Source organism: Photobacterium malacitanum (assembly GCF_900185615.1).
Lineage (GTDB): Bacteria > Pseudomonadota > Gammaproteobacteria > Enterobacterales > Vibrionaceae > Photobacterium > Photobacterium malacitanum.
In genome coordinates, this window is sequence record NZ_FYAK01000013.1 from 1 (window position 1) to 24128 (window position 24128).

The 24128-nt window shown below is 41.0% G+C and carries 21 protein-coding genes; 9 read left to right on the top strand and 12 right to left on the bottom strand.

Annotated features, from left to right (window positions below):
- From PMAL9190_RS17405 to gadC, 3 genes are all read right to left on the bottom strand, one after another.
- Positions 1-289, bottom strand: a 289-nt coding sequence (locus PMAL9190_RS17405) for a pyridoxal-dependent decarboxylase (protein WP_235004383.1), incomplete at its 3' end; no start/stop codon positions are given.
- Positions 290-304: 15 nt separating this feature from the next.
- Positions 305-1249, bottom strand: a complete 945-nt coding sequence (gene glsA / locus PMAL9190_RS17410; RefSeq protein WP_087846342.1) for a glutaminase A — start codon at positions 1247-1249, stop codon at positions 305-307.
- Between the two features lie 18 nt (positions 1250-1267).
- On the bottom strand, positions 1268-2794 hold the full coding sequence (gene gadC / locus PMAL9190_RS17415) for a glutamine/gamma-aminobutyrate antiporter GadC (RefSeq protein WP_087846344.1): 1527 nt from the start codon (positions 2792-2794) through the stop codon (positions 1268-1270).
- A 333-nt stretch (positions 2795-3127) separates the two neighbouring features.
- Here gadC and PMAL9190_RS17420 point away from each other — a divergent pair, with 333 nt between their 5' ends.
- A complete protein-coding gene (locus PMAL9190_RS17420; RefSeq protein WP_235004384.1) occupies positions 3128-3451 on the top strand; it encodes a hypothetical protein in 324 nt (107 codons plus the stop codon).
- Between the two features lie 73 nt (positions 3452-3524).
- Here PMAL9190_RS17420 and dapD read toward each other — a convergent pair whose 3' ends face one another.
- The gene (gene dapD, locus PMAL9190_RS17425) at positions 3525-4556 is read right to left on the bottom strand and encodes a 2,3,4,5-tetrahydropyridine-2,6-dicarboxylate N-succinyltransferase (RefSeq protein ID WP_060998794.1); all 1032 of its coding nucleotides are present in this window, start codon (positions 4554-4556) and stop codon (positions 3525-3527) included.
- Positions 4557-4891: 335 nt separating this feature from the next.
- A complete protein-coding gene (locus tag PMAL9190_RS17430; RefSeq protein ID WP_060998793.1) occupies positions 4892-5194 on the bottom strand; it encodes a YebG family protein in 303 nt (100 codons plus the stop codon).
- A gap of 82 nt (positions 5195-5276) precedes the next feature.
- On the opposite strand from PMAL9190_RS17430, the gene PMAL9190_RS17435 reads away from it, so the two are divergent.
- Entirely contained in the window at positions 5277-5963 is a 687-nt protein-coding gene (locus PMAL9190_RS17435) for a DNA-3-methyladenine glycosylase I (RefSeq protein WP_087846348.1), read from the top strand.
- Here PMAL9190_RS17435 and PMAL9190_RS17440 read toward each other — a convergent pair.
- Positions 5960-6847, bottom strand: coding sequence for a LysR substrate-binding domain-containing protein (locus tag PMAL9190_RS17440; RefSeq protein WP_087846350.1), 888 nt, complete (start codon positions 6845-6847; stop codon positions 5960-5962). The two genes, PMAL9190_RS17435 and PMAL9190_RS17440, sit on opposite strands and share 4 nt — an antisense overlap.
- Before the next feature lie 163 nt (positions 6848-7010).
- Between PMAL9190_RS17440 and PMAL9190_RS17445 the strand changes: the two genes are divergently transcribed.
- The 4 genes from PMAL9190_RS17445 to recD all read left to right on the top strand — a co-directional run bounded on the left by PMAL9190_RS17445 (position 7011) and on the right by recD (position 17645).
- On the top strand, positions 7011-8003 hold the full coding sequence (locus tag PMAL9190_RS17445) for a TDT family transporter (RefSeq protein WP_087846352.1): 993 nt from the start codon (positions 7011-7013) through the stop codon (positions 8001-8003).
- Between the two features lie 200 nt (positions 8004-8203).
- On the top strand, positions 8204-11665 hold the full coding sequence (gene recC, locus PMAL9190_RS17450; protein WP_087846353.1) for an exodeoxyribonuclease V subunit gamma: 3462 nt from the start codon (positions 8204-8206) through the stop codon (positions 11663-11665).
- Positions 11666-11959: 294 nt separating this feature from the next.
- Positions 11960-15577, top strand: coding sequence for an exodeoxyribonuclease V subunit beta (recB, locus tag PMAL9190_RS17455; protein WP_087846355.1), 3618 nt, complete (start codon positions 11960-11962; stop codon positions 15575-15577).
- Positions 15570-17645, top strand: a complete 2076-nt coding sequence (recD, locus tag PMAL9190_RS17460) for an exodeoxyribonuclease V subunit alpha (RefSeq protein ID WP_087846356.1) — start codon at positions 15570-15572, stop codon at positions 17643-17645. Before recB ends, recD begins: the two co-directional genes overlap by 8 nt.
- Before the next feature lie 63 nt (positions 17646-17708).
- Here the strand turns inward: recD and PMAL9190_RS17465 are convergent, their stop codons facing one another.
- From PMAL9190_RS17465 to argA, 5 genes are all read right to left on the bottom strand, one after another.
- Positions 17709-18263: a disulfide bond formation protein B gene (locus tag PMAL9190_RS17465; protein ID WP_087846358.1), complete on the bottom strand. Its 555-nt coding sequence runs from the start codon at positions 18261-18263 to the stop codon at positions 17709-17711.
- Between the two features lie 7 nt (positions 18264-18270).
- Positions 18271-18429, bottom strand: coding sequence for a DUF5993 family protein (locus PMAL9190_RS20530; protein WP_370738785.1), 159 nt, complete (start codon positions 18427-18429; stop codon positions 18271-18273).
- A 151-nt stretch (positions 18430-18580) separates the two neighbouring features.
- A complete protein-coding gene (locus PMAL9190_RS17470) occupies positions 18581-19120 on the bottom strand; it encodes a disulfide bond formation protein B (protein ID WP_087846360.1) in 540 nt (179 codons plus the stop codon).
- A 9-nt stretch (positions 19121-19129) separates the two neighbouring features.
- Positions 19130-19285: a DUF5993 family protein gene (locus PMAL9190_RS20425; protein WP_235004385.1), complete on the bottom strand. Its 156-nt coding sequence runs from the start codon at positions 19283-19285 to the stop codon at positions 19130-19132.
- Between the two features lie 137 nt (positions 19286-19422).
- Positions 19423-20751, bottom strand: a complete 1329-nt coding sequence (gene argA, locus PMAL9190_RS17475; RefSeq protein ID WP_087846361.1) for an amino-acid N-acetyltransferase — start codon at positions 20749-20751, stop codon at positions 19423-19425.
- Between the two features lie 189 nt (positions 20752-20940).
- Here argA and PMAL9190_RS17480 point away from each other — a divergent pair, with 189 nt between their 5' ends.
- The 3 genes from PMAL9190_RS17480 (at position 20941) to tcdA (ending at position 23580) form a co-directional block, all read left to right on the top strand.
- On the top strand, positions 20941-21312 hold the full coding sequence (locus PMAL9190_RS17480; RefSeq protein WP_087846363.1) for a DUF2850 domain-containing protein: 372 nt from the start codon (positions 20941-20943) through the stop codon (positions 21310-21312).
- A gap of 207 nt (positions 21313-21519) precedes the next feature.
- The gene (gene mltA / locus PMAL9190_RS17485; protein WP_087846365.1) at positions 21520-22653 is read left to right on the top strand and encodes a murein transglycosylase A; all 1134 of its coding nucleotides are present in this window, start codon (positions 21520-21522) and stop codon (positions 22651-22653) included.
- Positions 22654-22770: 117 nt separating this feature from the next.
- Positions 22771-23580 (top strand): tRNA cyclic N6-threonylcarbamoyladenosine(37) synthase TcdA, encoded by an 810-nt coding sequence (gene tcdA / locus PMAL9190_RS17490; RefSeq protein ID WP_087846367.1) that lies wholly within the window; start codon positions 22771-22773, stop codon positions 23578-23580.
- Between the two features lie 101 nt (positions 23581-23681).
- Here the strand turns inward: tcdA and csdE are convergent, their stop codons facing one another.
- Positions 23682-24119, bottom strand: coding sequence for a cysteine desulfurase sulfur acceptor subunit CsdE (gene csdE / locus PMAL9190_RS17495; RefSeq protein WP_087846369.1), 438 nt, complete (start codon positions 24117-24119; stop codon positions 23682-23684).
- Between the last annotated feature and the right edge of the window lie 9 nt (positions 24120-24128).

Genomic DNA, 24128 nt, shown 5'->3' on the forward strand with positions numbered 1-24128 from the left:
GGCCTTCTATTTCAGCAGATTGAGGATATTCATCTTTATCGATCATGTTCTTATCAATGGAAAGATCCATCAATTTATGAACTTCATCTTCTTCCCATGTTTGACAAAAAGTAGCAAGGTTTTGGCGAGCATTACCATCAAGGTAAAGTTCGTCACGGATCATTTGATAGATCACATTTGGTGCTTGTTCTTGCTGTGGTAGCTTGGTAGTTGCCGCAACGTTATTAATCGCTTCTGAACCAAAGATTGGATCATTTTCAGATTGACGGTTTACTTCATGAAGAGCCATAATTTTCTTCCTACCTTAATGTTGCTTACTACTAAATAAGTTCCAAGCCATTGCTTGAGTTACATGTTTGATCATTTGTTGACCACGAACACTGTTGCCAAATTGATCTAGTCGTGGTGAGAATGCAGCCAGTGCGCCAATGTTTGGAATAACCGTTAATAAACCACCGCCAACACCACTTTTACCCGGTAGACCAACATCATAAGCCCAGTCACCCGAGGTGTCGTAAAGCCCTTCCATTGCCATCTCTGCAAGAATATGGGGTATGTTTTCGGCTTGAATCACTTGTTTACCTGAGCATGGGTTTTTACCGCCATTGGCGAGTGTTGCGCCAACAGTTGCTAGTTCAACCGCATTAAAGAGGGTTGAACATTGACGAGTATAAACATCACAAGCTTCAAGTGGCTCTGAATACATACGCCCCGATGACTCTAATAACAAGGCGATAGCACGGTTATGGGTATTGGTGGTTTGCTCTGACTGATTGACTTCATCAGAGAGCGCAATCTTGCTATTTGCGAGCAAAGATTGAAAGTTTAAAATCTGCTGCCAGCGTTGCTCTTTATCTGTTGCTGTAACTAAACTCACCGTTGCCATTGCACCTGCATTGACGAGGGGAGTTAGGGGTTTACCTTGATGTAATTCAAGCGCCAAAACAGAATTGAATGGCATTCCCGTTGGCTCTGCACCGACTTTGCTGTGGAGTGCATCAGCACCTGACTGTTCAAGTACTAATCCAAGCGTCATAATTTTTGAAATTGATTCAATGGCAAATTTATAATCAGCATCTTGTAATTGAATAATCTCGCCAGTGACAGACACAAAGGCTAAGCCTGTAAGTTCTGATGGCACAGATGCAAGAAACGGAATATAGGAGGCATTTTCGCCATTCATATTTGTTTTTGCTTCATTCAGCGCTTGCTGCATAATGACTGCAAGCTTTTCATTTTGTGGTGACATTTGGCGCATCCTTAACTCTTATTGATTCAATGTATGAGTTACTTTGTCTGATGGATTAATAATACCTGGATGAACTTTTTCAATTTCCCAAGTAAATGGCGCAAAGTCAGTGACTGCTGGATCTTTCCAGTGCGGTTGACGGGCTTTGTAAATAAATAATGGCACTGATACGAATATCACTGTTAGTACCACTAAGAAGCCAACATATTCTTCAGGGCTACCTACCGCAATTTGACTTGGCGGAATGAAAGAGAAGATAAACGCTAATAGTGAGCCAGAAAAACCGACACCAGCGATGATCCACATTCCCATATCACCACCAGGGATTTTGTACGGACGCGGACGATTAGGTTGGCTGTAACGTAAGTGAATCGCTGCAGCAAACATCAATAAGTACATGATGAGGTAAAGTACAACCGTTAATTGACTTAGAATTTGATAAGCGGCTTGAACCGAAGGTAATACCACAAATACCACTGAAATAATGGTCACTAAAAACGCTTGTGCCATCATGATATGGGTTGCCATACCATTTTTGTTGGTGTACTGCCAAAAGCGCGGTAAATATCCCCCTTTAGCAACCACAAGTAATGCCGATGAAGGACCTGCAACCCAGCCAACAACCCCTGCAAGTACACCCAGTGCTAAACAAGCAGCCATAATTGGTGCTGCCCAACTGATGCCTGCCCAAGCAAACATATCATCATAAGCCACTAATAAACTTTGGGTTAAATTGATATCTTTTTGAGGAATAACAAAAGCGATAGCTAGTGTGCCAAGTACGAAGACACATACCGTACCAATCGCAGCAATCGCAATTGCAATGGGGTAGTTACGTGGCGCGTCATCAACTTCTTTAACGTGAATCGCGTTCATTTCCATGCCGGCATAGAACAAGAAGATACTTGCTGCTAAAACAACGTTATTAAAGTTAGAAAAGTCAGGAATAATATCGTGCCAAGAAAGTTGAATTTGCGGTGGACGACCAGAGAAGAATAGGTAGGAGAAACCTAAAACAATTAATACGATACCAGGAATAACTGTACCAATTAAACCGCCCCATTTAGCCACTTTAGAAAAGGCTGCGGTACCACGTAGTGCGATGAAAGTTGCAAGCCAATAAATGGCTAATACTATTCCCAGTACAAAGAATTTATTTTGGGATAGTGCTTGGTCCCATGATTGATGAGGCCCCATAAATGCAAGAGAAACAGAGCCAAAAGTCAATGCGGTTGGAAACCAAACCGTCACCTCAATCCATAACATAAAAATAGCAACTAATGCTAAACGAGGCCCAAAAGCTTCACCGACCCAGCGGAAGACACCGCCTTTTTCAGACCAACCCGTCGCAAGTTCAGCGGCTACCAGTGATACTGGAACTAGAAATACGATAGCAGCAAAAATATAATAGAAAATGGAACTCAATCCGTATTCTGCTTCTGCTGGAAGCCCCCGCAAACTCACGACTGCAACAATATTTAACATTGCGAGTGCGAAAATGCTAATTCCCTTTTTTTTCGCTTGAGTGTTATTTGTACTATTCATCGTTAACCAACTTAATCATGAAATAGGTTTAAAATTATTGCTTTTATATTGGTGGTTGAATAACAGAACAATTTGTACTGTTTTAGTAAATAAGTTTTATAAAAATAGCACCAAGAGGTTGGTTGTTACATTCATAAAAAGCATTGCTTAAGTTGCATATATGCTTGTTGTAGTGGGTGTTTTTTTATGCTTTTAATTTGAATATTTAATCGTTGTGATAAATATTTTTCATGATTATCATCAGGAGATAGCGAGCGCGGAGATTGAGAATATTATTACGTTGAAAATTATGTAAAAATGAAATTCAACAGATTGATTTTTAGGGAACAACCAGTGAAATTTTTTTTCCAGCGTAATGAAACGGATTCAGAGATAAGAATCGAATTAAAAACGACGTCGTTTTATTTATTAGTGGCGATGATCGCAGGTTGGGTGGCAATCAGTTTTATTTTGCAATCAAATGAAGCTGGGTCAGTATTTTTGCCAGTATTAATTGGTTTTATAATGTTGCGTTTCTTTGCTTTAGTTAAAGTGCAAAAAGAAGTGTTAGTGGCTATGCGTGATAAGAGATTAACTACTCAGGGCAGTAAATTCTCATTTAATAATCCTTTTATTTATATTATTAAGAAAAAGGTACCGTCTGAGCCAGAAGCATAATTAAAAACGGCCGTGATGTTAGTGGTTAAATAGTACCATCACGGCCAGTTACGATTATTGAGTAGCGCTAATATTAGTTATTGCTATGCAGTTCGCTATTTAATTCAATCGCTGTTTTATTGGTTAAACATTCAATTTGTCCTGTCATTGAGTTGCGACGGAACAATAAATCAGCTTTGCCAGCAAGATCGCGTGCTTTTGCGGTCTCAACAGCTTTACCATCAGCATCTAACATTTGTACTTTTGAACCTGCAGTTACATATAAACCTGATTCGATAGTACAACGATCACCTAATGGGAAACCAAGGCCAGCGTTAGCACCTAAGAGGCTGTTTTCACCAATTGATACTACCACTTTACCGCCGCCAGATAATGTACCCATGATCGACGCACCGCCGCCAATATCAGAACCATTACCGACAACAACACCCGCAGAAATACGACCTTCAACCATGCTTACGCCTGTCGTGCCGGCATTAAAGTTAATGAAACCTTCATGCATAACTGTGGTGCCTTCACCAACATGCGCACCTAAACGAACACGTGAGGTATCAGCAATACGCACCCCTGTTGGTACAACGTAATCTACCATTTTAGGGAACTTGTCAACGCAATCAACGGTGATAGTTTCGCCATTAAGACGCGCATCCATTTGGCGCTCAGCAAGCTCTGGTAAGTCGATAGGGCCCTGATTCGTCCATGCTATGTTGTGCAATAGACCAAAGATACCATCAAGAACTAAGCCATGAGGCTTAACTAAACGGTGTGAAATAAGTTGTAGCTTTAAGAAGCCTTCAGCAACTGATACTGGTGAGATATCTGTTTTTAGCATAACCATAACCAGCGGCTGTGAAGACAATGTCGCTTTGGCTGCAAATTGTGCACTTGTTTCATCGTTGGCATCTTCAAATGCTGATGCAATAGCTGCACATTGTTCAGGTGTTACTTCAATAGCTTGGTTACCACCACGGTAATCAACAATAGTGGCGATGTCTTTTACAAGTTGTTCTGATGGATGTAGCGTTGGGGTTGGAAAAAACGCTTCAATAATTTTTCCATCACGATTTTTAGTCGCAGTACCTAGGGCAAGTGCAAAGCTAGACATGATTACCTGTTCTCCATTCAAATAAATATGATGCGATAATTAAAATAATGACTTTACCAATAACATCAGACGAGTATTACGTCTTGAGCTAACAGGTGATTTACCGCCAATTAAAACCATCATAAAGACAGTTATAAAAATATAGAAGAGCTGAACCAATAATCAGCACAAAATGATGGTTTATTAACTAAAAATGGCGTTCATTAACGATATGAAGCCAGTTCATTTATAGATAAATAGATAAGGAAGGACCGCTATATGATGGTGTTATAGAAACTAAGATAAAAAAAACCTCCATTAGGAGGCTTTCGACGACAAACTCAATAATATTAAAATTATGCAGCGTCTTGCTGCTGCTCATCGGCAACAACTTCAGGCTTTACAGCTTTTGCTTTTGGTGCAGGCTTGGCTTTTTTAGCGCCAAGAGCAACTAAGACTTGTTCACGCTTTTGCGCCAAGAACATTGATAGCTCTTCTTGCTTCGCTTCGTCTTCGAATAAATCACTTTCACTTAATAAAGCAAACATCTCATCTGCCATATCAAGCATTTTGTCATATGCATCGGCTTCGGATTTAGAGGTAAAAGTCATCTTTTCTTCCCCGTTGCGCTCTACTACATATTTGACGATAACAGCCATAGTCATCCTCTCCTAAAATTTATTTACTGGTCGCTTATACAGTAGTATGGTGAGTGAGTCTAGTGCTAAGCGTGTGAATGTGATGACTCGAGAAAAATTTAACCAGATTTATCATCGTGCTGTTGAAAGAAAGGGCGGTGAATCAAATTTAGAAAAATTACTCACAACCCCACTGAATAAAGAGCAATTGCGGTTAATTGCAGATCATCGGTGGTTAGCTGAATTTACTCAAAAAGTGTTTCAATGTGGTATTCGATGGCAAGTTGTGCGTAATAAATGGCCGGCATTTGAAACTGCATTTTTTGAGTTTGATATTGAAAAAATGGGCTTGATGCCAACTGAAATGTGGGAACGAAAAGCGCAAGATCCAACGATTATTCGTGACTTGAAAAAGGTGATGACGATCCCTGAAAATGCCAATATGATCCATCGTGCTGCATTGGAGTATGGTTCATTTGCGGCAATGGTCGCAGACTGGCCTGAACAAGATATTGTAGGACTATGGTTATACCTTAAAAAGCACGGTTGCCGTTTAGGTGGTAAAACAGGCGCTTATAGTTTACGTGGGTTAGGTAAAGATACCTTTTTGTTTACTCAGGATGTAGAAGCTTATTTACGTCATACCGATGTTATTGATGGTGGTCGTGATACGCTAAAATCATTACGAGCAGCACAGAGTGCATTTAATGATTGGCAGCAACAATCTGGCCGATCGTTAGCTCAGATCAGCCAAATTATTGCATTCAGTGTTGGCGATAACCGCGTTTAATCACATTGCCATTGTTGGCAAAATTCCAAGAATAACTTTAATAATGGACTTTGATATTTTTCTTGGTGATACAACAACCAATACTGGCGATTCATATCAAGTGGTAATGTTAGTATTGCAACTCGTTGCTCTTCAACTGCATGGGTAATTGCTCGTTGAGATATGCAAGTGATGCCTAAGTCAGCACTAACGCAATTAATGATCGCCTCAGTGGTATTTAATTCAAATGAGGTGGTCCACTTATCTAATCGTGGTGAGATTCGATTAAGAAAAAACTCACGCGTTCCTGATCCTATTTCTCTTAATACCCATTCTGAATTTTCGAGATCCGATAGCTGTAAATTTTCAATTTTGGTTAACGGGTGCTGCGGATGACACGCGATCACCATTTGATCGCATAGCCATGGTTGGACAACCAAATCTGAGTGCTGAACTTTGCCTTCAACTAAACCTATATCTAATTCAAATTCCATTAATTTATGGCAGATTTGAGCCGTATTTGAGATAAATAATGTTTGGTCTCGATGCTGGGATTGAAGTCGAAAATCACGTAATAAGAAGGGAGTAACTTGATTTCCTACCGTGTCACTTGAACCGACTTTTAATTTTCCCGTAAGGGGACCGGCTTGATCAAATAAATTTTCAATGGCATTAGAACGGGCTAAAAGTTCATCGGCTAGCGGCAGTAGGCGCTTACCTTGTTCATTAATAATTAAACGATTATTGTTGCGATCAAACAACTTATGATCAAGTTGCTTTTCTAATTCAGATAACGCCATGCTCACTGCAGGTTTTGAGAGAAATAATTTTTCAGCGGCAGCTGTAATGGTTTTTTCCTGTGCCACAGTAACAAAAACTTTAAGTTGTTTTAGTGCGATATTCATTATTACCTCATTAAAAGCACATGGTAAACCATGGCTCACACCAATCGTTAAGTTAATATTAACATCTATTTAAATATATTCAATTATCATAAATAAAGGTCGAGCGTTATACTGCAGTTAATGAGAATAATTCGCTATTGCTATCTAATGCGGAGAGAGAAATATGATTGCAACAACCAAAAGAAAATTGGCGGGCGCACCAACACCTATGGCTGGTTTAGCATTAGGTATTGGTAGTATTTTATGGTGCTGGGAGAATGGTGCTCAACTTCATGGTTATGGGCAAATAATTGGCGCAGCTATCGCAGCATTGATGTTACTCATTTTAATTGCTAAATTTTTAGTGCATCCAAAGTTGTTATGGGGCGATTTATCACATCACGTAGTGGGCAGTGTGGTACCCACATTTGCGATGGCACTGATGGTGGTATCAAAAGCGGTCAGTGTTTATGCTTCTATTACTATTGGCGTATATATTTGGTTATTTGCGGTTGGATTACATGTTATTTTCTTAAGTTTATTTTTATTCCACCGTGCGCGTGATTTTCATTTACATCATATGGTTCCAAGTTGGTTTGTACCTCCTATTGGTATTATTGTCGCTGATGTTTCATTTCCAGGTGTTGCGGCATTACATCCACTTGCTTATGTATTACTGATGTTCGGTATGTTTGCTTATGCGATCATGTTACCGATGATGATTTATCGGTTTATGTTCCGTAATGAAGTACCTGATGCTGCTAAACCAACCATTGCGATTATGGCAGCGCCTGCAAGTTTATCATTAGCTGGTTATTTAACGATTACAGCAACGCCATCACCGGTGATTGTGGCTATTTTAGGTGGTATTGCAGTATTAATGACAGCGATTATTTATTTAGCATTTTTCCGTTTATTACGTTTGGATTTTAGTCCTGGTTATGCGGCATTTACCTTTCCAATGGCGATTGGTGCAACGGCACTATTTAAAACCGCCGCTTGGATGAAAAGTTATGGTTTTGATGCTCAATATGTCGCTCAAGTTCATGGTTTAGCTACAATTGAATTATATGTTGCCTCGGTCATTATTGGGTATGTAGCGCTTCGATATTTAGCTTTTTATCGTCCTGTGAGTCGATTGTTTCAACGCAGTGAAGTCTGCCCACAAAACATTTGATAGCGATGGTGCCATAATTTCACGAGTGGATTGTGGTACTAATAAATGTTCCGTGTGTTGCCCAGCCAAATTGGTTGGGCTTTTTTGTGGCTGTCTACATATTGCGACGTTTAATGAATATTTTTAAGCTGTATTTATTTACAGTATCTCAGTGATGGTAGACAATTTAAGTCTCTATTTCTTTGCTGTGGAATATCTGCGTGTTCACTGTCTATCATTCAAATCAACTTGATCTGCTGAAATCATTATTAGTGGAATTGATCCGTTTACAGCCATTAGCGAATCCGTTTGAAAAAGAGCAAATTCTGGTGCAGAGTCCAGGCATGTCGCAATGGCTAAAAATGGAATTAGCGACCTCGTTTGGTGTGGCTGCAAATATTGATTTTCCATTACCTGCGACCTTTATTTGGAAAATGTTTACTCAAGTTTTAGCAGATGTGCCAGAGCGAAGTGCATTTAATAAAGAGGCGATGACGTGGAAGTTAATGCAGGTATTACCGCAGCAATTTGATCTGCCTGAATTTGAACCGTTAAAACGTTATTTAGACAACGATAGTGATTTACTTAAGTGTTACCAGCTTTCCGAAAAAATTGCCGATATTTTTGACCAATATTTAGTGTATCGTCCTGAATGGATTCAACAATGGGAAGCGGGTGAAACGGTTGCAGAATTGAATGATGAGCATCCATGGCAACCGCTCTTATGGCAAGCTCTTTATGATCAAACGCTGGCGTTAGGGCAGTCGCCTTACCATCGTGCAAATTTGTATGATCACTTTATTGAAACCCTTAATAACTATTCGGGCAGTGAAGGCAAAGCGGCGTTGCTGGCAGCAGGTTTACCACAACGGTTGTTTGTATTTGGTATTTCTTCATTACCACCACGTTATTTAGATGCGCTTGCGGCGATTGGTGAGCACATTGATGTCCATTTAATGTTTACTAACCCATGTAAATATTATTGGGGGGATATTCGTGATCGTAAACATTTAGCTCGTTTAGCTGCTCGTCAGCGAGTGCAATTACAACATATCACCACTGATGATGAACTAAATGAATACCTGTCAGTACTTAAAGATAGCGATCAAACTAACTATGACGATGACATGCACAATGATGTGGTTGGCAATAGTTTATTAGCCTCAATGGGTAAACTTGGTCGGGATAATATGTATTTGTTATCGGCGATGGAAGTCAATGAAGTCGATGCCGGCTTTGTAGATATTGAGCCTGATACTTTATTACACGCTATTCAAGCAGATATCTTAAATTTGCAAGATCGCCAAGATGACACTCAACTCGATTCAAGCCTACATAAATTCCCTATAGATGCCGATGATCATTCGATCACTATTCATGCCTGTCATAGCCCGATGCGCGAAGTTGAAGTGTTGCATGATAAATTACTGGCAATGTTTGAAGCTGATTCAGATCTTAAACCACGCGATGTGATTGTGATGGTGGCTGATATCAATGCCTATAGCCCTGCAATTCAAGCGGTGTTTGGTAATGCCCCTGGTAATCGTTATATTCCATTTTCTATTTCGGATCGTACAGCTGAGCAAGAAAACCCAATTCTATTAGCGTTTTTACGGTTACTGACTTTACCTGAAAGCCGTTGTCATGCATCTGAATTATTAGAATTATTAGAAGTGCCAGCGGTAATGGAGAAGTTTGGTTTTGATAGCATTAGCTTTGAAAAAATCAAAAAATGGATTGAAGAAGTGGGTATTCGCTGGGGACTTGATCAACACACCTCAAGCCAGTTTGATTTACCTGAGCAACTGCAAAACACCTGGTTATTTGGTATTCAACGCATGTTACTAGGTTATGCGATGCCGCATGATACGGGGCTATTTGCAGGCATTTCAGCGTATGAACAAGTACAAGGCTTAGATGCTGAATTAGCGGGTCAATTAGCTGGGTTTATTGATAGCTTAATTGAATATCGTAGCGCATTAGCACAGCCGCAAACAGTCAATCAATGGGCTGAGTTATTACATCAATTATTGGATGATTTCTTTGCGGTCGAATTAGAAGGTGAGTTAATTTTAAAATCGATTCGCGATAACTTGCAGCGCTTACATCAACAGTTACAAGATGCGGGGTATCAAGCTCAGATCACACCAGCGGTATTAACCCAATACCTACAAGATAAACTTTCTGGTGAACGCGTGAGTCAGCGCTTTTTAGCCGGACAAGTGAATTTCTGTACATTAATGCCCATGCGTTCGATTCCGTTTAATGTGGTGTGCTTGCTAGGAATGAATGATGGCGCTTATCCGCGCAATATCGCTCCAGAAGGGTTTGATTTAATGAATGGTCGCACTAAAGCGGGCGATCGTTCGCGTCGTGATGATGACCGTTACTTATTTTTAGAAGCCTTGTTATCTGCTCAGCAAAGTTTGTATATCAGTTATGTTGGCCGTTCGATTCAAGATAATGCTCAAAAAGTACCATCAGTACTCGTCAGTGAGTTGATTGAATACTGTCAGCAGGGTTATTGCTGCAACGGTGATCAATCGTTAGCGGTTGATGTTTCTGCTGACAATATTAAGCACCAGTTAGTTCAGCATCACCCACTCGTACCGTTTAGCCCAAGTGCATTTGTTGGTGACGAGTCTAGTTTTGCGATTGAGTGGTTACCTGCGGCTAATCGTGAGGGGCAGGCAAGTGCACCGTTTCAGCTGGATGCGTTAGCGGCAGAGCCGATGGCTGATGAACAAGCGTTAATTTTAGAATTAGCCGAATTACAACGGTTTTGGCGCTTACCGGTAAAGTACTTTTTTAATCGTCGCTTAAAAGTCTATTTTGAGCCGCCATTAGGGTTATTAGAAGATGATGAGCCGTTTGTGATCAATGGCCTTGAAAGCTACTTTATTCGTGATCAATTACTGGAATTGTTGTTAGATGCCAAGCTCAAAAATGCCGATCCTGATACGATTTATCATCAGTTTGCCGCCGAGCAACGGGCTGCGGGTAATTTACCTGTTGCCGCATTTGGCGATCTTGATTTAGCGGCGAGTCGACTAGCGGTGGCAAATTTAACCGATGTGATTGAACCGTTAATTCATGCTCCATTAGCTGATCAAGAAGTAGCAATCACGCTGATGGTAGCTGAGCATAAAGTGTTATTACAAGGCTGGATCAAGAAACGTTATCAGTCAGGATTATTACGTTACCGAACCGGTAAAATTCGTCCACAAGATCTGTTAACGGCGTGGTTTGATCATCTCTGTTTAGCGATATCAGTACCAGAAATGGCACAAGTTACCCATGTTATCGGCACCGATAAGCATCTTCAATTGCAAGCGATTGAACCGCAGCAAGCACTGGCGTATTTACAACAATTAATTGCGTTGTATTACCAAGGATTAAACCAGCCTTTAGCATATTTTCCTAAAACAGCGATGGCTGCAATACAGGCGCATATAGGTCGTGATGGTAGTTGGAAAGACGATGCTGACACTGAGCAAAAAGCACTGGCGAAGATGGCGGAATGTTTTAATGATGGCTACTTATTTAGCGGTGAAGGCAGTGATGAATATATCAATCGTGTATGGCCTAAATGGAATGATGATTTGGCACAAGAGGCTAATCAATTAACAGCGTTGGTGCTGCAAGCGGCGGTGGTAAACGCGAAAGAAATTAAGCCGGAATAAACTGTTTTAAGTAGCAGTGAAGTAGTGTGGCCGCCAGCAAATCATTGTTAGTTGTAGGGTGTTCGCTGTACGGCCACAGGTCCAGAGGTGACCAAGTTTCTGGCGCTGATACTAACTAACCACCGTAGTACAAACCGTGAGTAAGTTCTCACATTATAGGAATACAACAGAATTTTGAATGCCAATATTTGCTTATAAGTGTTGGATCACATAATAACCAGCCAGATTGTTAATGTTGATAAATTTTAGGCTGGCGCTGTTGTTACATAGAGCAACCATGGGATGAGTGACATAATGGCGACTGACGTACTAACCACTGACGTTCAAACAAATATTTTGCAACCAATGACGTTTCCATTGCACGGTACACGTTTAATCGAAGCATCGGCGGGTACAGGTAAAACCTTTACCATTGCGAGTTTGTATTTACGGTTATTGTTAGGTCATGGCGATGCGAGTAGTCGCCATCAACAGCAGCTAACAGTCGACCAAATTTTGGTGGTAACTTTTACTGAAGCGGCCACGGCGGAATTACGTGATCGTATTCGTGCCCGTATTCATGATGCGCGATTAGCGTTTAGTCGTGGTATCAGTCACGATCCAGTGATTAAACCACTGTTAAATGAATATCAAGATCATAAATTAGCCGCGACGATTTTATTGCAAGCCGAACGCCAAATGGATGAGGCGGCTATTTATACCATTCATGGCTTCTGCCAGCGCATGCTGACCCAAAATGCGTTTGAGTCAGGAAGCCGATTTAATAATGAATTTGTCACCGATGAAAGCCAATTAAAAAAGCGGGTGGTTGCAGATTATTGGCGCAGTAGTTTTTATCATTTAGCGCCAGCACTTGTTCATGAGGTCCGTGAAATTTGGTCATCACCAAGCGCATTATTAAAAGAAATTGGTAATAGTTTAACAGGTGCGCCAGTGCGATTGTCGGTGGCAGCAATGACAGCGTCGTTAGCACAATTACACCAGCAAAATATTGTTCGAATTGATGAGGTCAAAGCGCTGTGGCGTGAGCATCAACATGATCTCGAAGCCGTCATTGCAAATTCAGGGGTGAATAAACGCAGTTACACAAAAAAAAGCTTACCTAATTGGATTGAGCAAGTGAGCGCATGGGCAGCTCAAGCGACGGTAGGGTATGCGTTACCGGATCATTTAATTCGCTTCCATCAGCAAACCTTAATTGAAAAAACCGCTAAAGGTGATGCCCCCGAGCATGCGGTATTTAATGCTATTGCTGAACTAATCGATAATCCTGCCAATTTACGAGAACCATTATTAGCTCATGCGATAGAGCATTGTCGTCAGTTATTGGCTGACGCTAAAGCGCGTAAAGGATGGTTGTCATTTGATGACTTGCTGACGCAGTTAGGAGCTGCGATTGATAATGATGTTGATGAATTGCTCGCGAGTAAGATTCGCGCGCAATATCCAGTAGCAATGATTGATGAATTCCAAGACACCGATCCACTTCAATATGGTATTTTTAGTGATGTTTACCGTCATCATCCTGAATGTGGTTTGTTTATGATTGGTGATCCTAAACAAGCAATTTATGCCTTTCGTGGGGCCGATATTTTTACTTATATTCAAGCCCGCCGCCAAGTGACTGATCACTATACATTAGCCACTAATTGGCGTTCAACTGCGACTATGATTGCGGCGGTTAATAGCGTGTTTCAGCAACCAGATAGCCCATTTATTTACGATCAAGACATTGAATTTTTAGCGGTTGATCATAGTCCTAAAGCGACTCAACGCAGCTGGTGGTTAGCGGGTGAAGCTCAACATGCATTAACCTTTTGGTTGCAAGACAGTCCTGATAGTAAGCCAATCACTAAAGGTAGTTACCAAGCGACAATGGCGGCAGCAACAGCAGCACAGATTCAACATATTTTGACTCAATCACAGCAAGACCAAGCCTATTTTTTAGATGGTGAGCAACGGCATGCGATCGCTGCTGGTGATATAGCAGTCTTGGTACGTACCGGTACTGAAGGGCGATTAGTGCGTGAAGCATTATCAAAACAAGGCATTGCCAGTGTCTATTTATCTAACCGTGATAGCGTGTTTTCAACCGCAGAAGCGGCAGATATTCAGCGGTTATTGCAAGCGGTATTAACCCCTGAAGATGATCGTATTTTACGTGCGGCATTAGCGTCAGGGCTGTTTGCCCGTTCTGCGATTGAACTCGATCAGCTTAATAATGATGAGAATGAGTGGGAAATTGCGGTTAATAGCTTTAAGCAATATCGTCAGCAATGGCTAAAACGTGGTGTGATGCCAATGTTACGCAGTGTAATGGCAAAAAATCAAATTGCAGAGCGGTTATTGGCCGAAGATGGCGGTGAACGAAAACTAACAGATTTATTGCATATTGGGGAACTGCTGCAACAGGCCAGTCAAACATTAGATAGTGATTATGCGTTATTGCGTTGGTTAGCTGAGCATGTGGCTGAGCCAAATGGTAATGCAGATGATCAAGTGATGCGGCTTGAGTCAGAACGTAATCTGGTGCAGATTGTCACTATTCATAAATCAAAGGGCTTGGAATATGATTTAGTATTTATGCCGTTTGTGTGCAGTTACCGTGAAGTCGATAGTAAAGGTGAAGTCAAATACCACGATGAGGTCGATAACATCACGGTGCTTGATATTGCCAAGCAAGCGTCAGCAATTGAAAAAGCGGATCAAGAACGTTTAGCGGAAGATTTACGCTTGATGTATGTGGCATTAACTCGCGCAGTTTATGGGTGTTATGTTGGCATGGCGCCGATTCGTAATGGCCGTAGCACCAAAGAGCCGACAGGGTTACATCGTTCTGCAATGGGGCATTTAGTACAAAATGGTGAGGCGAGTGGTGTGGCAGCCCTTGAATTAGCCTTAGCTAAATTGAGTGACGTTCAAGCAGCCATCACCGTCACTGAGCCGCCTCAATTGACGGATAACCAATGGCAACCACAAGATGAAGTCAGTGACGCGTTAGTTAAGCGATCTTTTTCGACGCCATTAGAGCGCAATTGGTGGATGACCAGCTATTCGAATTTGGTCAAACAAGGCCATCAAACCGCCCATGACAGCAGCTTAGATTTACCCGGATTTGATATTGATTCGGTACAAAATGCCACGCCAGAGACAGATGATGGTGAGTTAGAATTAGAGCCGCAATATTCTATTTATACGTTTCCTCGTGGTGCCCGTCCGGGAACATTTTTGCATACCGTGTTTGAAGAAATTGATTTTACCGCCGCGGTTGATAGCCCTGAAACGGTAGTTAAATTAACTGAACTGCTGCAATTAGAAAATTATGAATTAGCGTGGTTGCCGGTATTGCAGCAATTAATTCAAGATGTATTAACGTGTGCACTTGATGGTGATGCACTGCGGTTAGCAGATAAAACGGCTTCACAACGCTTAACAGAAATGGAATTTTTATTACCGATTGAGATATTACAAGCGGTGGCATTAAATAAAGTGATTGCTAAGCATGATCCATTGTCGGCCAAAGCGGGTGAATTAGGCTTTGCGACTGTTAGTGGCATGTTAAAAGGCTTTATTGATTTAGTGTTTGAGCATCAAGGTAAGTATTACGTTTTAGACTGGAAATCGAATTATCTTGGTGATGATCCACAACTGTACCGTGGTGAGCAACTGCAAACCGCGATGCGCGAACACCGTTATGACTTACAGTATCAAATTTATGCGTTGGCATTGCAGCGTTTTCTACGCAGTCGTATTCCAAATTACGATTATGAAACCCATTTTGGTGGCGTGTATTATCTATTTTTACGTGGTATTCAGGCGGGAAGTGACAGTGGCATTTTTTATGCGCGCCCAAGTGAATTATTACTCGATGAATTGGATTTAGTGATGAATGGAGCACTGCCACATGCTTAAGCGATTACAAAAGCTCACTCAACAAGGTGGATTACGTCAGCTTGATTATCAGTTTGCTAAATTTGTGGCGTTGCATAGTCCACAATCGCAGCAAGATTTAGCCGCATTAATGGCGGCGTTAGTGAGTTATGAGTTGGGTAGAGGCCATGTCTGTGTGCGTTTTGAACAACTACAACCTCAGCATTTATTTGGTTTATCAAGTCGATTGTCGGTGGCATTAATTGACGGCTTACCCGATCCAAGCCAATGGCCACAGTTATTAAATCAATATGATGTGGTGGCAAATGCTCAGGCGAACACTATGCAAGCATGTCCATTGGTGGTAGACCATGGACGCTTGTATCTCAATCGCTATTGGCAGTTTGAACAAACAGTGGCTAAACGGATTGTCGATATGGCGACCAATCAAGGTCAAGTTGGCAATGATACTCAATGGCAAGGGCAGCAATTAACCTTGATGCACCAAGCATTAAATGATTTATTTCAGCCAAGTTATGGTCATTTATTCCACGCGCTGCAAGGCGTGAGTGACAGTTTGCAACGCCAACAAATAACTTGTGATTTTTTGAATATAGTAAAACCGCAGCAACTTGATTGGGCTGCGATTGATAAGCTATTACAACAAGCCACCCAAATTACTGATTTACAACCATTAGACGTATTGGTGCCAGCAAGTGTTTGTTTGAATTGGCAAAAAGTAGCAGCAGCAATGGCGTTAACGCGTCAGTTTGCAGTGATCTCTGGTGGTCCTGGTACTGGTAAAACTACCACGGTGGCGAAGTTGTTGGCTGCGTTGGTGATGCAAGCGAATGGCGAGCATAAGCCTAATATTATGCTGGTGGCGCCAACGGGTAAGGCGGCGGCACGTCTAACTGAATCAATAGGTTCAGCGATTAAATCATTAGCAGTACCGCAACAAATTAAAGATTTAATTCCTACTCAATCAAGTACATTACATCGTTTATTGGGGTCGATACCGAATCGAGTCGAATTCCGCCACCATAAAGATAATCCACTTCACCTTGATGTGTTGGTGGTTGATGAAGCGTCAATGGTTGATTTGCCGATGATGGCGCGGTTATTAGATGCGATGCCGCAAGGAGCTAAATTAATTCTGTTGGGTGACAGAGACCAATTAGCCTCGGTTGAGGCGGGCGCTGTGCTGGGCGATATTTGTTCTTTTTCTAATCAAGGTTATAGCGCCGAGCAAGGGCAACGATTAAGTCAGTTAACTGGGTTTGATTTACACTCAAATAATATCGGTTTAAGTGTGGTGACCGATTGTTTATGTATGCTGCAAAAAAGCTACCGTTTCCATGCTTTATCGGGTATTGGTCAGTTAGCTAAAGCGATTAACCAAGGCAAACCAGCCCTGGTGAATAAAGTATGGCAGCAGGGCTTTAAAGATATTCACCATTATTCGCTTAGTGCTGAAAGCTATGCGTCGATGATCAATCAAGTGGTGACGTTTTATCTTGATTATCTCGATGCAATAAAAGCGGATCAAACCCCAGCAGAAGTACTAAGGGCATTTGCAAATGTGCGCTTATTATGTGCGTTGCGTGAGGGGGATTTTGGCGTTGTCGGCTTAAATCAACGCATTGAAAAAGAGTTGACTCACCGTGGGCGAATTTCACCTAATGATGAAACATGGTATGTTGGTCGCCCAATAATGATCACTCGCAATGACCATGCGTTGGGATTATTTAATGGTGATATTGGCATGACGATGCTAGAGCCAGAGGTTGACGCTGATAGTGGACGGCGCCGATTACGAGTGTATTTTGAAATGCCAGATGGCACTATTCGCGGTATTTTGCCGAGCCGTATTCCTGAGCATGAAGTGGTATATGCGATGACGATTCATAAATCTCAAGGATCGGAATTTGCAGATACGGTGATAGTGTTACCTGCTGACTATACACCGATTTTAACCCGTGAATTAATTTATACCGGTATTACCCGTGCTAAATCTCGGCTGTATTTGTATGCGCCACTGGATATTATTAGTAAGAGTGTGCAAGTACGTACTGAGCGAGCCAGTGGTTTAGCTCAACTGCTGGTGTGATTGTATTGTAACTAATAGCAACCTCGATGCCAGCATTCGTGCTGGCATTGTGCTATCTATTGGTTATTTTTTAAATTGATCAAATAACCAATAGCTATGGGGATCGGCAGGGGTCACATGTGGTCCGGTCATAATAAATGTTGAGACAATATTGATGATCACTACCGCGACAGCAAGATAGCAAGCGATATTACCAATGCTTTTCATATGGTAATTGTTGGTGGTTTTTGTTGGTTGGCGCCATAAGCTTAGTAATACAGCAACTCCAACGATGGTCATCACAAAAATAACAAAAGCCCAAGTATAATAATGCATACCAAGTAAGGGGCTACCATAGCCTGGATCATCAGGTAATAAGTGTAGTGCGACTTGACGTAATGCTGCTGTTGCTCCAAATAAAGCGCCAAATAAAATAATACCGTAATGAGGTTGTTGTGGGCCATAGCGGACATTGAGCATAAAGCCAAACATTACCATCATAAATCCTACCCGTTGTAATAGGCATAATGGGCAAGGTAATTCCTTAAATACCAGTTGAATGACAGATCCGGTTGCCAATATGGCTGTGATACCAAGTAAGCCTAAGATATTGAGTCGATTAATAAGTTGATTGTTCATAGCGTACTTAAATTGAGATTGGCAGGGTATATACAATGTGGTGTTTGAGCAAAATAGCTCCGGCAATAAAAGTTAATGCAAACATGGCATAACTAAGATTTTTCTTACCTTTAAGCGCCGTTAACATCGTTATAAGCATGAGACAAAAAACAAAAATACATAGCATCAGTAGCAATCAACCTTTTTCAGAAACAGTATAATCCGCATAGTATACCCTAAAGGAATTTATTGTTAATTGTTTTATCTTTAAATGTTGACATATTGACACAAAAAACGCCAGTAATAATACTGGCGTTACTGTATTGCGATGATTATGTTTAATTAAATAACCAATAAGTAATTGGATTATCAGGGCATTGGTAAGGACCGCACTCAATAAAAGTCGATATCACGTTTACTGCCACAGCAAAAATAGCTAATAGGCATACAAATTTACCAAAACGGTTTATTTTGTAATCATTATTATTCCAGTCTTTATTCCATAATAGTTGTAATACCGCCACACCGACAATCGTTAGGCTAAATAGAATAAAGGCCCAAGTATAATAATGGAGACCAAATACCGGACTACCAAACCCTGGTGTACCAGGAATAACGTGTAGTGATACTTGACGTAATGCTGTTGCTGCGCCAAAGAGAGCGCCGATAATTAGAATACCGTAATGGCGTTGTTGTGGCCCATAAACAACATTAAGCATAAAACCAAACATCACTAGCATAAAGCCTAAGCGTTGCAGTAAACATAATGGGCAAGGTAACTCATTTAACACAACCTGAAGGACTGATGCCATCAATAATACGAAGGTGATACCTAATAGACCCAAGGCATTTAGGAGTGCTACATTTTTATTATTCATACTTTCTCCCTAGAGTAAAATAGATAGAGAATCTGTTGCATGGTGATGGAACCAATACAGGCCCAAAGCAACAGTGATGGTAAAAACAATATAACTCGCAGCTTTTTTTCCAGTAAATGCGCAGAGCATTGCAACAAATACCAGTAGAAATAGTAAACTCATCATAAGCGATTATTTAACCTTTCTTTTGTATGTATGTTATTTATAGTTATTAAAATTATTATATTAAAGTGACTAACTTTAGGTTTTAGCATACATTATAAAGATATAAATTAACACTTTGTTACATTTCTGTTCTAGTTTTAACTGGTTGGCGTTATAAGTATTTTAGAGCGACGTTGGTAGTTATAGAGGTCTTTTTTCACCAAAGGTAATTGTTCTATATCGCATTCATAGAACCCTTGTTCACGAAACCAATGCAGACTACGGGTAGTGAGAACAAAGATGTTATCAAGGTCTGATTCTCGCGCTTGCTGGCATAACTTATTGAGTAATAACACGCCGCGATCCCCATCTCTAAAATCTGGATGGATAGCAACACAAGCCATTTCTGCCATTTTTTCTTCTGGATACGGGTAAAGTGCAGCACAGCCAATAATCAAATTATCAAGCTCAATCACGGTAAAGAGAGTAATTTCTCGTTCAAGTTGTTCACGAGAACGGCGCACTAAAATTCCTTCGGCTTCTAAAGGCTGTATTAGATCAAGAATACCTCCAATATCATTAATATTAGCGCGACGGATCTTTTCGGCACTCGACATAACAATTTGAGTGCCGATACCATCTAATGAAAACAGTTCTTGGATCAATGCTCCATCTTGTTTATAACTCAATAAATGACTACGAGGTATACCTGCTCGACAAGCAGCAATAGCGCCACGTAGAAAACGGCCGGTGCCACTTTGTTGCTCATCGTTATCAATAAGTTGTTGCAATGATAGTTCTGCTTCATGGGGTAACAATTCAGAGATAATATCGTTATTGCTATCAACAACCCCTTGCTCAGAACAAAATCCAATCAGTTTATCGGCACCTAATCGTATTGCGACCTGAGTCGCTATTTCTTCTGAGGTGAGATTAAAACATTCACCAGTCACTGAACTGGCAATTGGGCCAAGTAATACAATCGAACCTTGCTCTAGCTGGCTGGTTATCGCTGTACTATTGATACGCCGAATTTTTCCGCTGTGGCAAAAATCGATACCTTCATCAATGCCTAGCGGTTGAGCAATAATAAAGTTACCGCTAATCACATTAATTTGTGAACCCGCCATTGGAGTATTATTGAGCCCCATTGAAAAGCGAGCAGTAATATCAAGCTGTAATTGTCCTGCGGCTTGTTTGGCTATTTCTAAACTATGTTCATCAGTGATTCTAATTCCCTTATGGTAAGGGCTGGTATAATGCTGCTGCTGTAATAAGGCACTTATTTGTGGGCGAGCACCATACACCATCACAATATGAATGCCTAAGCTATGCAGTAAAGCAATATCACTGACAATGTTAGCAAAATTTGGATCTGCAATGGCTTCGCCACCGACCATGATCACCATAGTTTTACCTACATGGGCATTAAGATAAGGGGCAGATTGACGAAATCCTTTTACCAGTGGGGTCTTACGTGTATTCACAAGCGATATCCATATCTGTATTTATGTGTGATTTATAGCCAATAAATTAAAGCAATTATTTGCTTTGTGCAGCATTTAAATGACATTAAGGTTAAATCGTTAATTATCACCGTGATTGATTAAGTATTGATCGTCAAAGCCGCTATATAGTTATAAATATAATCATGTATTGATAGGGCAAACCAGCGAATGAAATTACAGCGTGTTTGGAGGGAATGGGGGCAATATGGACGCTGGATAATTATCGTCGTTATGACGGTGATTGTGTTTGCTATCGGAGCGCTTAAATTGCAGACGACTATCGATCAGCATCAACAGGTAATGCAACAAGTAATTGGTGAGTGGCAAGAGCAAGGGGTTGCTCCTGGTAAGATGGAAACGTTTGAAGTTCGCCAGCAAGGTATCTATCGCCAAGGACGATTATTAACCTCGAATTATTCTTGGAATGGTGCCCAATTACGTTACCAATTTGGCGATCAGCTTTATCGTTATCGCTATCAAGACAATACACTTATTCGATATCAATCAGCACACTATAACGCGGTGTTTAAACGCCAATAATCTATTTGATGTTGTGATTGAACTTTAGTGGTTGCGAATTAGTCTTAAATACTTAGATGATGTTATGTCAGTTATTTGTTGATTGTTTGAAATAGTTACTTCTTTTTAGAAACTGTTTGTTAGTATTGTCATCTGCTGACTGCTTTGACAAAAGTAAACAAGCTGGCATATCCAAATTTTTGTAAAACTTTTATAGGCTTATCTATCGTGTTACGTAAAGCAACCGTTGCAATTATTCTTTTTAGTTTAGTGGGATGTTCATCTCCTGAAGGTACGACAACAGAAAAACCAAGTTTAGCTGCAGTTGGTAACCCATTAGCACACCAATACCTAGGCCGAGACTTTAAGCATGTTTTAAATAAAGTAGCGCAGGTTGAATCAAATAAATCGCGTGATTACAGCACTTTTGCACCGCAGGCTAAAATGGTCACCTCGCGTTCACCATCAATGGCACGTAAATTTGAACCGTTATATAACCAAGTTGAAAATTGGGCTAAACACAGTGGCGATCCAAGCACATTAGCGAAATATGGGATTCAAGCGGCGCAAATGGGGGGAGCTAATGGTGAAGGCAATGTGATGTTTACTGGTTATTATTCACCAGTGATCGAGCTACGTCATAAACCAACCAATGTATTCCGTTATCCAATTTATGCGATGCCAACCTGTAAAGGTCGCTGTCCTTCACGTAAACAAATTTATGATGGTGCGTTAGCAGGTCAAGGTTTAGTGTTGGGTTACAGTAAATCCATGCTTGATGTGTTTATGATGGAAGTGCAAGGCAGTGGCTTTGTGCATTTTGAAGATAATAACCAACTGCAATATTTTGGTTATGCGGGTAAAAATGGTCATCGTTATGTCAGTATTGGCCGTATATTGATTGATCGTGGTGAAGTGCCTAAAGAGAAGATGTCACTGCAAGCGATTCAAAACTGGGTTGCTCATCACAGTGAAGCAGAAGTACGTGAATTATTGGAGCAAAATCCATCATTTGTATTTTTCTCACCCCGCAAAACATTAGATGTTAAAGGTAGCGCAGGCATTCCATTATTGGCTAATGCTGCAGTAGCTGCAGATCGAAAATACATTCCAATGGGATCGGTATTATTAGCAGAAGTGCCACAACTTGATGCTAAAGGTAACTGGACTGGTAAGCATGTATTGCGTTTATTATTAGCCTTAGATACTGGTGGCGCCGTTAAGCGTAATCACCTCGATTTGTATCATGGTATGGGTAAACAAGCGGGTACAGATGCTGGCCACTACAAACATTTTGGGCGAGTGTGGCGTTTAGGTCTTAAAGGCTCTGCTACTCAAGATCCATGGTTGATGCCAAAATAAGCCAATTAACGCATCTATCGCTGCCATGGTTATTGTGGCAGCGACTAGACAATTGCTATTAGAGTGCGTATAAAAACGCACTCTTTGTTTATCCACCTCAAGCAGTGTAGAACCAGTATGCGTGAATTAGATACCCCAGCATCCGATAGTTATAACCAGCGTTTTGGCGGCACTCGTCGTTTATATGGCAATAGTGAAGTTGAAATTCTTCGCGCTGCGCACGTGTGTGTGATTGGTATTGGCGGCGTAGGCTCATGGGCCGCTGAAGCATTAGCCCGTTCAGGTGTAGGTGAATTGACGTTGATCGACATGGATGATGTCTGTGTAACTAATATTAATCGTCAAATTCATGCCATGACAGGCACTATCGGTCAAAGCAAAATTGAAGTGATGGCTGCACGTATTCAATTAATTAACCCTGAGTGTAAAGTTAATTTAATTGATGATTTTATCGGCCCCGATAATCAAGCGCAGTATTTATCGACTCAGTATGATTATGTGATTGATGCGATTGATAGCCTCAAAGCAAAAGCCTCATTACTTGCATATTGTAAAAGTAATAAAATCAAAGTGATCACAATTGGCGGTGCTGGTGGACAAACTGATCCGACTCAGATTCAAGTGGCTGATTTAACTAAAACGATTCAAGATCCATTGGCGAGAAAATTACGTGAAACCTTGCGTCGCCAGCATAATTTTACTAAAAATCCAAAGCGTAAATTTGGCATTGATTGCGTCTATTCCACTGAACATTTGAAATACCCGCAAGCTGATGGTTCAGCATGTGCGATCAAAGCCACAGCAGAAGGGCCAAAGCGGATGGATTGTGCTAGTGGTTTTGGCGCAGCAACAGTGGTAACTGCCAGCTTTGGTTTTGTGGCTGTCGCTCATGTGATTAAAAAATTAATTGAAAAGTATCATCAATAAGTTAATCGCATTGTTCGATAAGTAATAGCAAAAAGCGGATGGTTTAGCATCCGCTTTTTTGTGCGTGTTTGGCAGAGGTGTGGTGTTAGTTTGTTGCTATATTAGGCTGCAAGTTGCTTTATTTGCTCAACAATCGCTTTTAAGCCATTACCACGGGAAGGACTTAAATGCGCAATCAGCCCTAAACTGTCAAAGTAAGCATCGATATCAAAATGGTTAATTTCAGCTGCTGTTTTGCCATGATAAGCGGCAAGTACGAGGCTTATTAAGCCGCGCACAATACGTGCATCTGAATCGGCAATGAAGTAATAACGGTCATCACTTATTTGATGATGTAGCCAAACCTGTGATTCACAGCCACTAATTTTAAGTTGATCTTGTTTGTAAGTGTCATCTAACTGTGGCAGTTTTTTACCTAACTGAATCACGTTACGATAGCGATCTTCCCATCCTGTTGCTGCTTGCATTTGGGCGATGATATCGCTGGTGGTGATCTCAGTCCCAAAGGGGTGCAGAGGTAGCGTTTTAGTGGTGGTCATCTTTTTTCC

Bases quoted from the DNA above. Each gene is read 5' to 3' on its own strand.
- glsA (WP_087846342.1), bottom strand. From the start codon at position 1,249: ATGTCACCACAAAATGAAAAGCTTGCAGTCATTATGCAGCAAGCGCTG.
- gadC (WP_087846344.1), bottom strand. From the start codon at position 2,794: ATGAATAGTACAAATAACACTCAAGCGAAAAAAAAGGGAATTAGCATT.
- dapD (WP_060998794.1), bottom strand. From the start codon at position 4,556: ATGTCTAGCTTTGCACTTGCCCTAGGTACTGCGACTAAAAATCGTGAT.
- PMAL9190_RS17430 (WP_060998793.1), bottom strand. From the start codon at position 5,194: ATGGCTGTTATCGTCAAATATGTAGTAGAGCGCAACGGGGAAGAAAAG.
- PMAL9190_RS17435 (WP_087846348.1), top strand. From the start codon at position 5,277: ATGACTCGAGAAAAATTTAACCAGATTTATCATCGTGCTGTTGAAAGA.
- PMAL9190_RS17440 (WP_087846350.1), bottom strand. From the start codon at position 6,847: ATGAATATCGCACTAAAACAACTTAAAGTTTTTGTTACTGTGGCACAG.
- PMAL9190_RS17445 (WP_087846352.1), top strand. From the start codon at position 7,011: ATGATTGCAACAACCAAAAGAAAATTGGCGGGCGCACCAACACCTATG.
- recB (WP_087846355.1), top strand. From the start codon at position 11,960: ATGGCGACTGACGTACTAACCACTGACGTTCAAACAAATATTTTGCAA.
- recD (WP_087846356.1), top strand. From the start codon at position 15,570: ATGCTTAAGCGATTACAAAAGCTCACTCAACAAGGTGGATTACGTCAG.
- PMAL9190_RS17465 (WP_087846358.1), bottom strand. From the start codon at position 18,263: ATGAACAATCAACTTATTAATCGACTCAATATCTTAGGCTTACTTGGT.
- PMAL9190_RS20530 (WP_370738785.1), bottom strand. From the start codon at position 18,429: ATGCTATGTATTTTTGTTTTTTGTCTCATGCTTATAACGATGTTAACG.
- PMAL9190_RS17470 (WP_087846360.1), bottom strand. From the start codon at position 19,120: ATGAATAATAAAAATGTAGCACTCCTAAATGCCTTGGGTCTATTAGGT.
- PMAL9190_RS20425 (WP_235004385.1), bottom strand. From the start codon at position 19,285: ATGATGAGTTTACTATTTCTACTGGTATTTGTTGCAATGCTCTGCGCA.
- PMAL9190_RS17480 (WP_087846363.1), top strand. From the start codon at position 20,941: ATGAAATTACAGCGTGTTTGGAGGGAATGGGGGCAATATGGACGCTGG.
- tcdA (WP_087846367.1), top strand. From the start codon at position 22,771: ATGCGTGAATTAGATACCCCAGCATCCGATAGTTATAACCAGCGTTTT.
- csdE (WP_087846369.1), bottom strand. From the start codon at position 24,119: ATGACCACCACTAAAACGCTACCTCTGCACCCCTTTGGGACTGAGATC.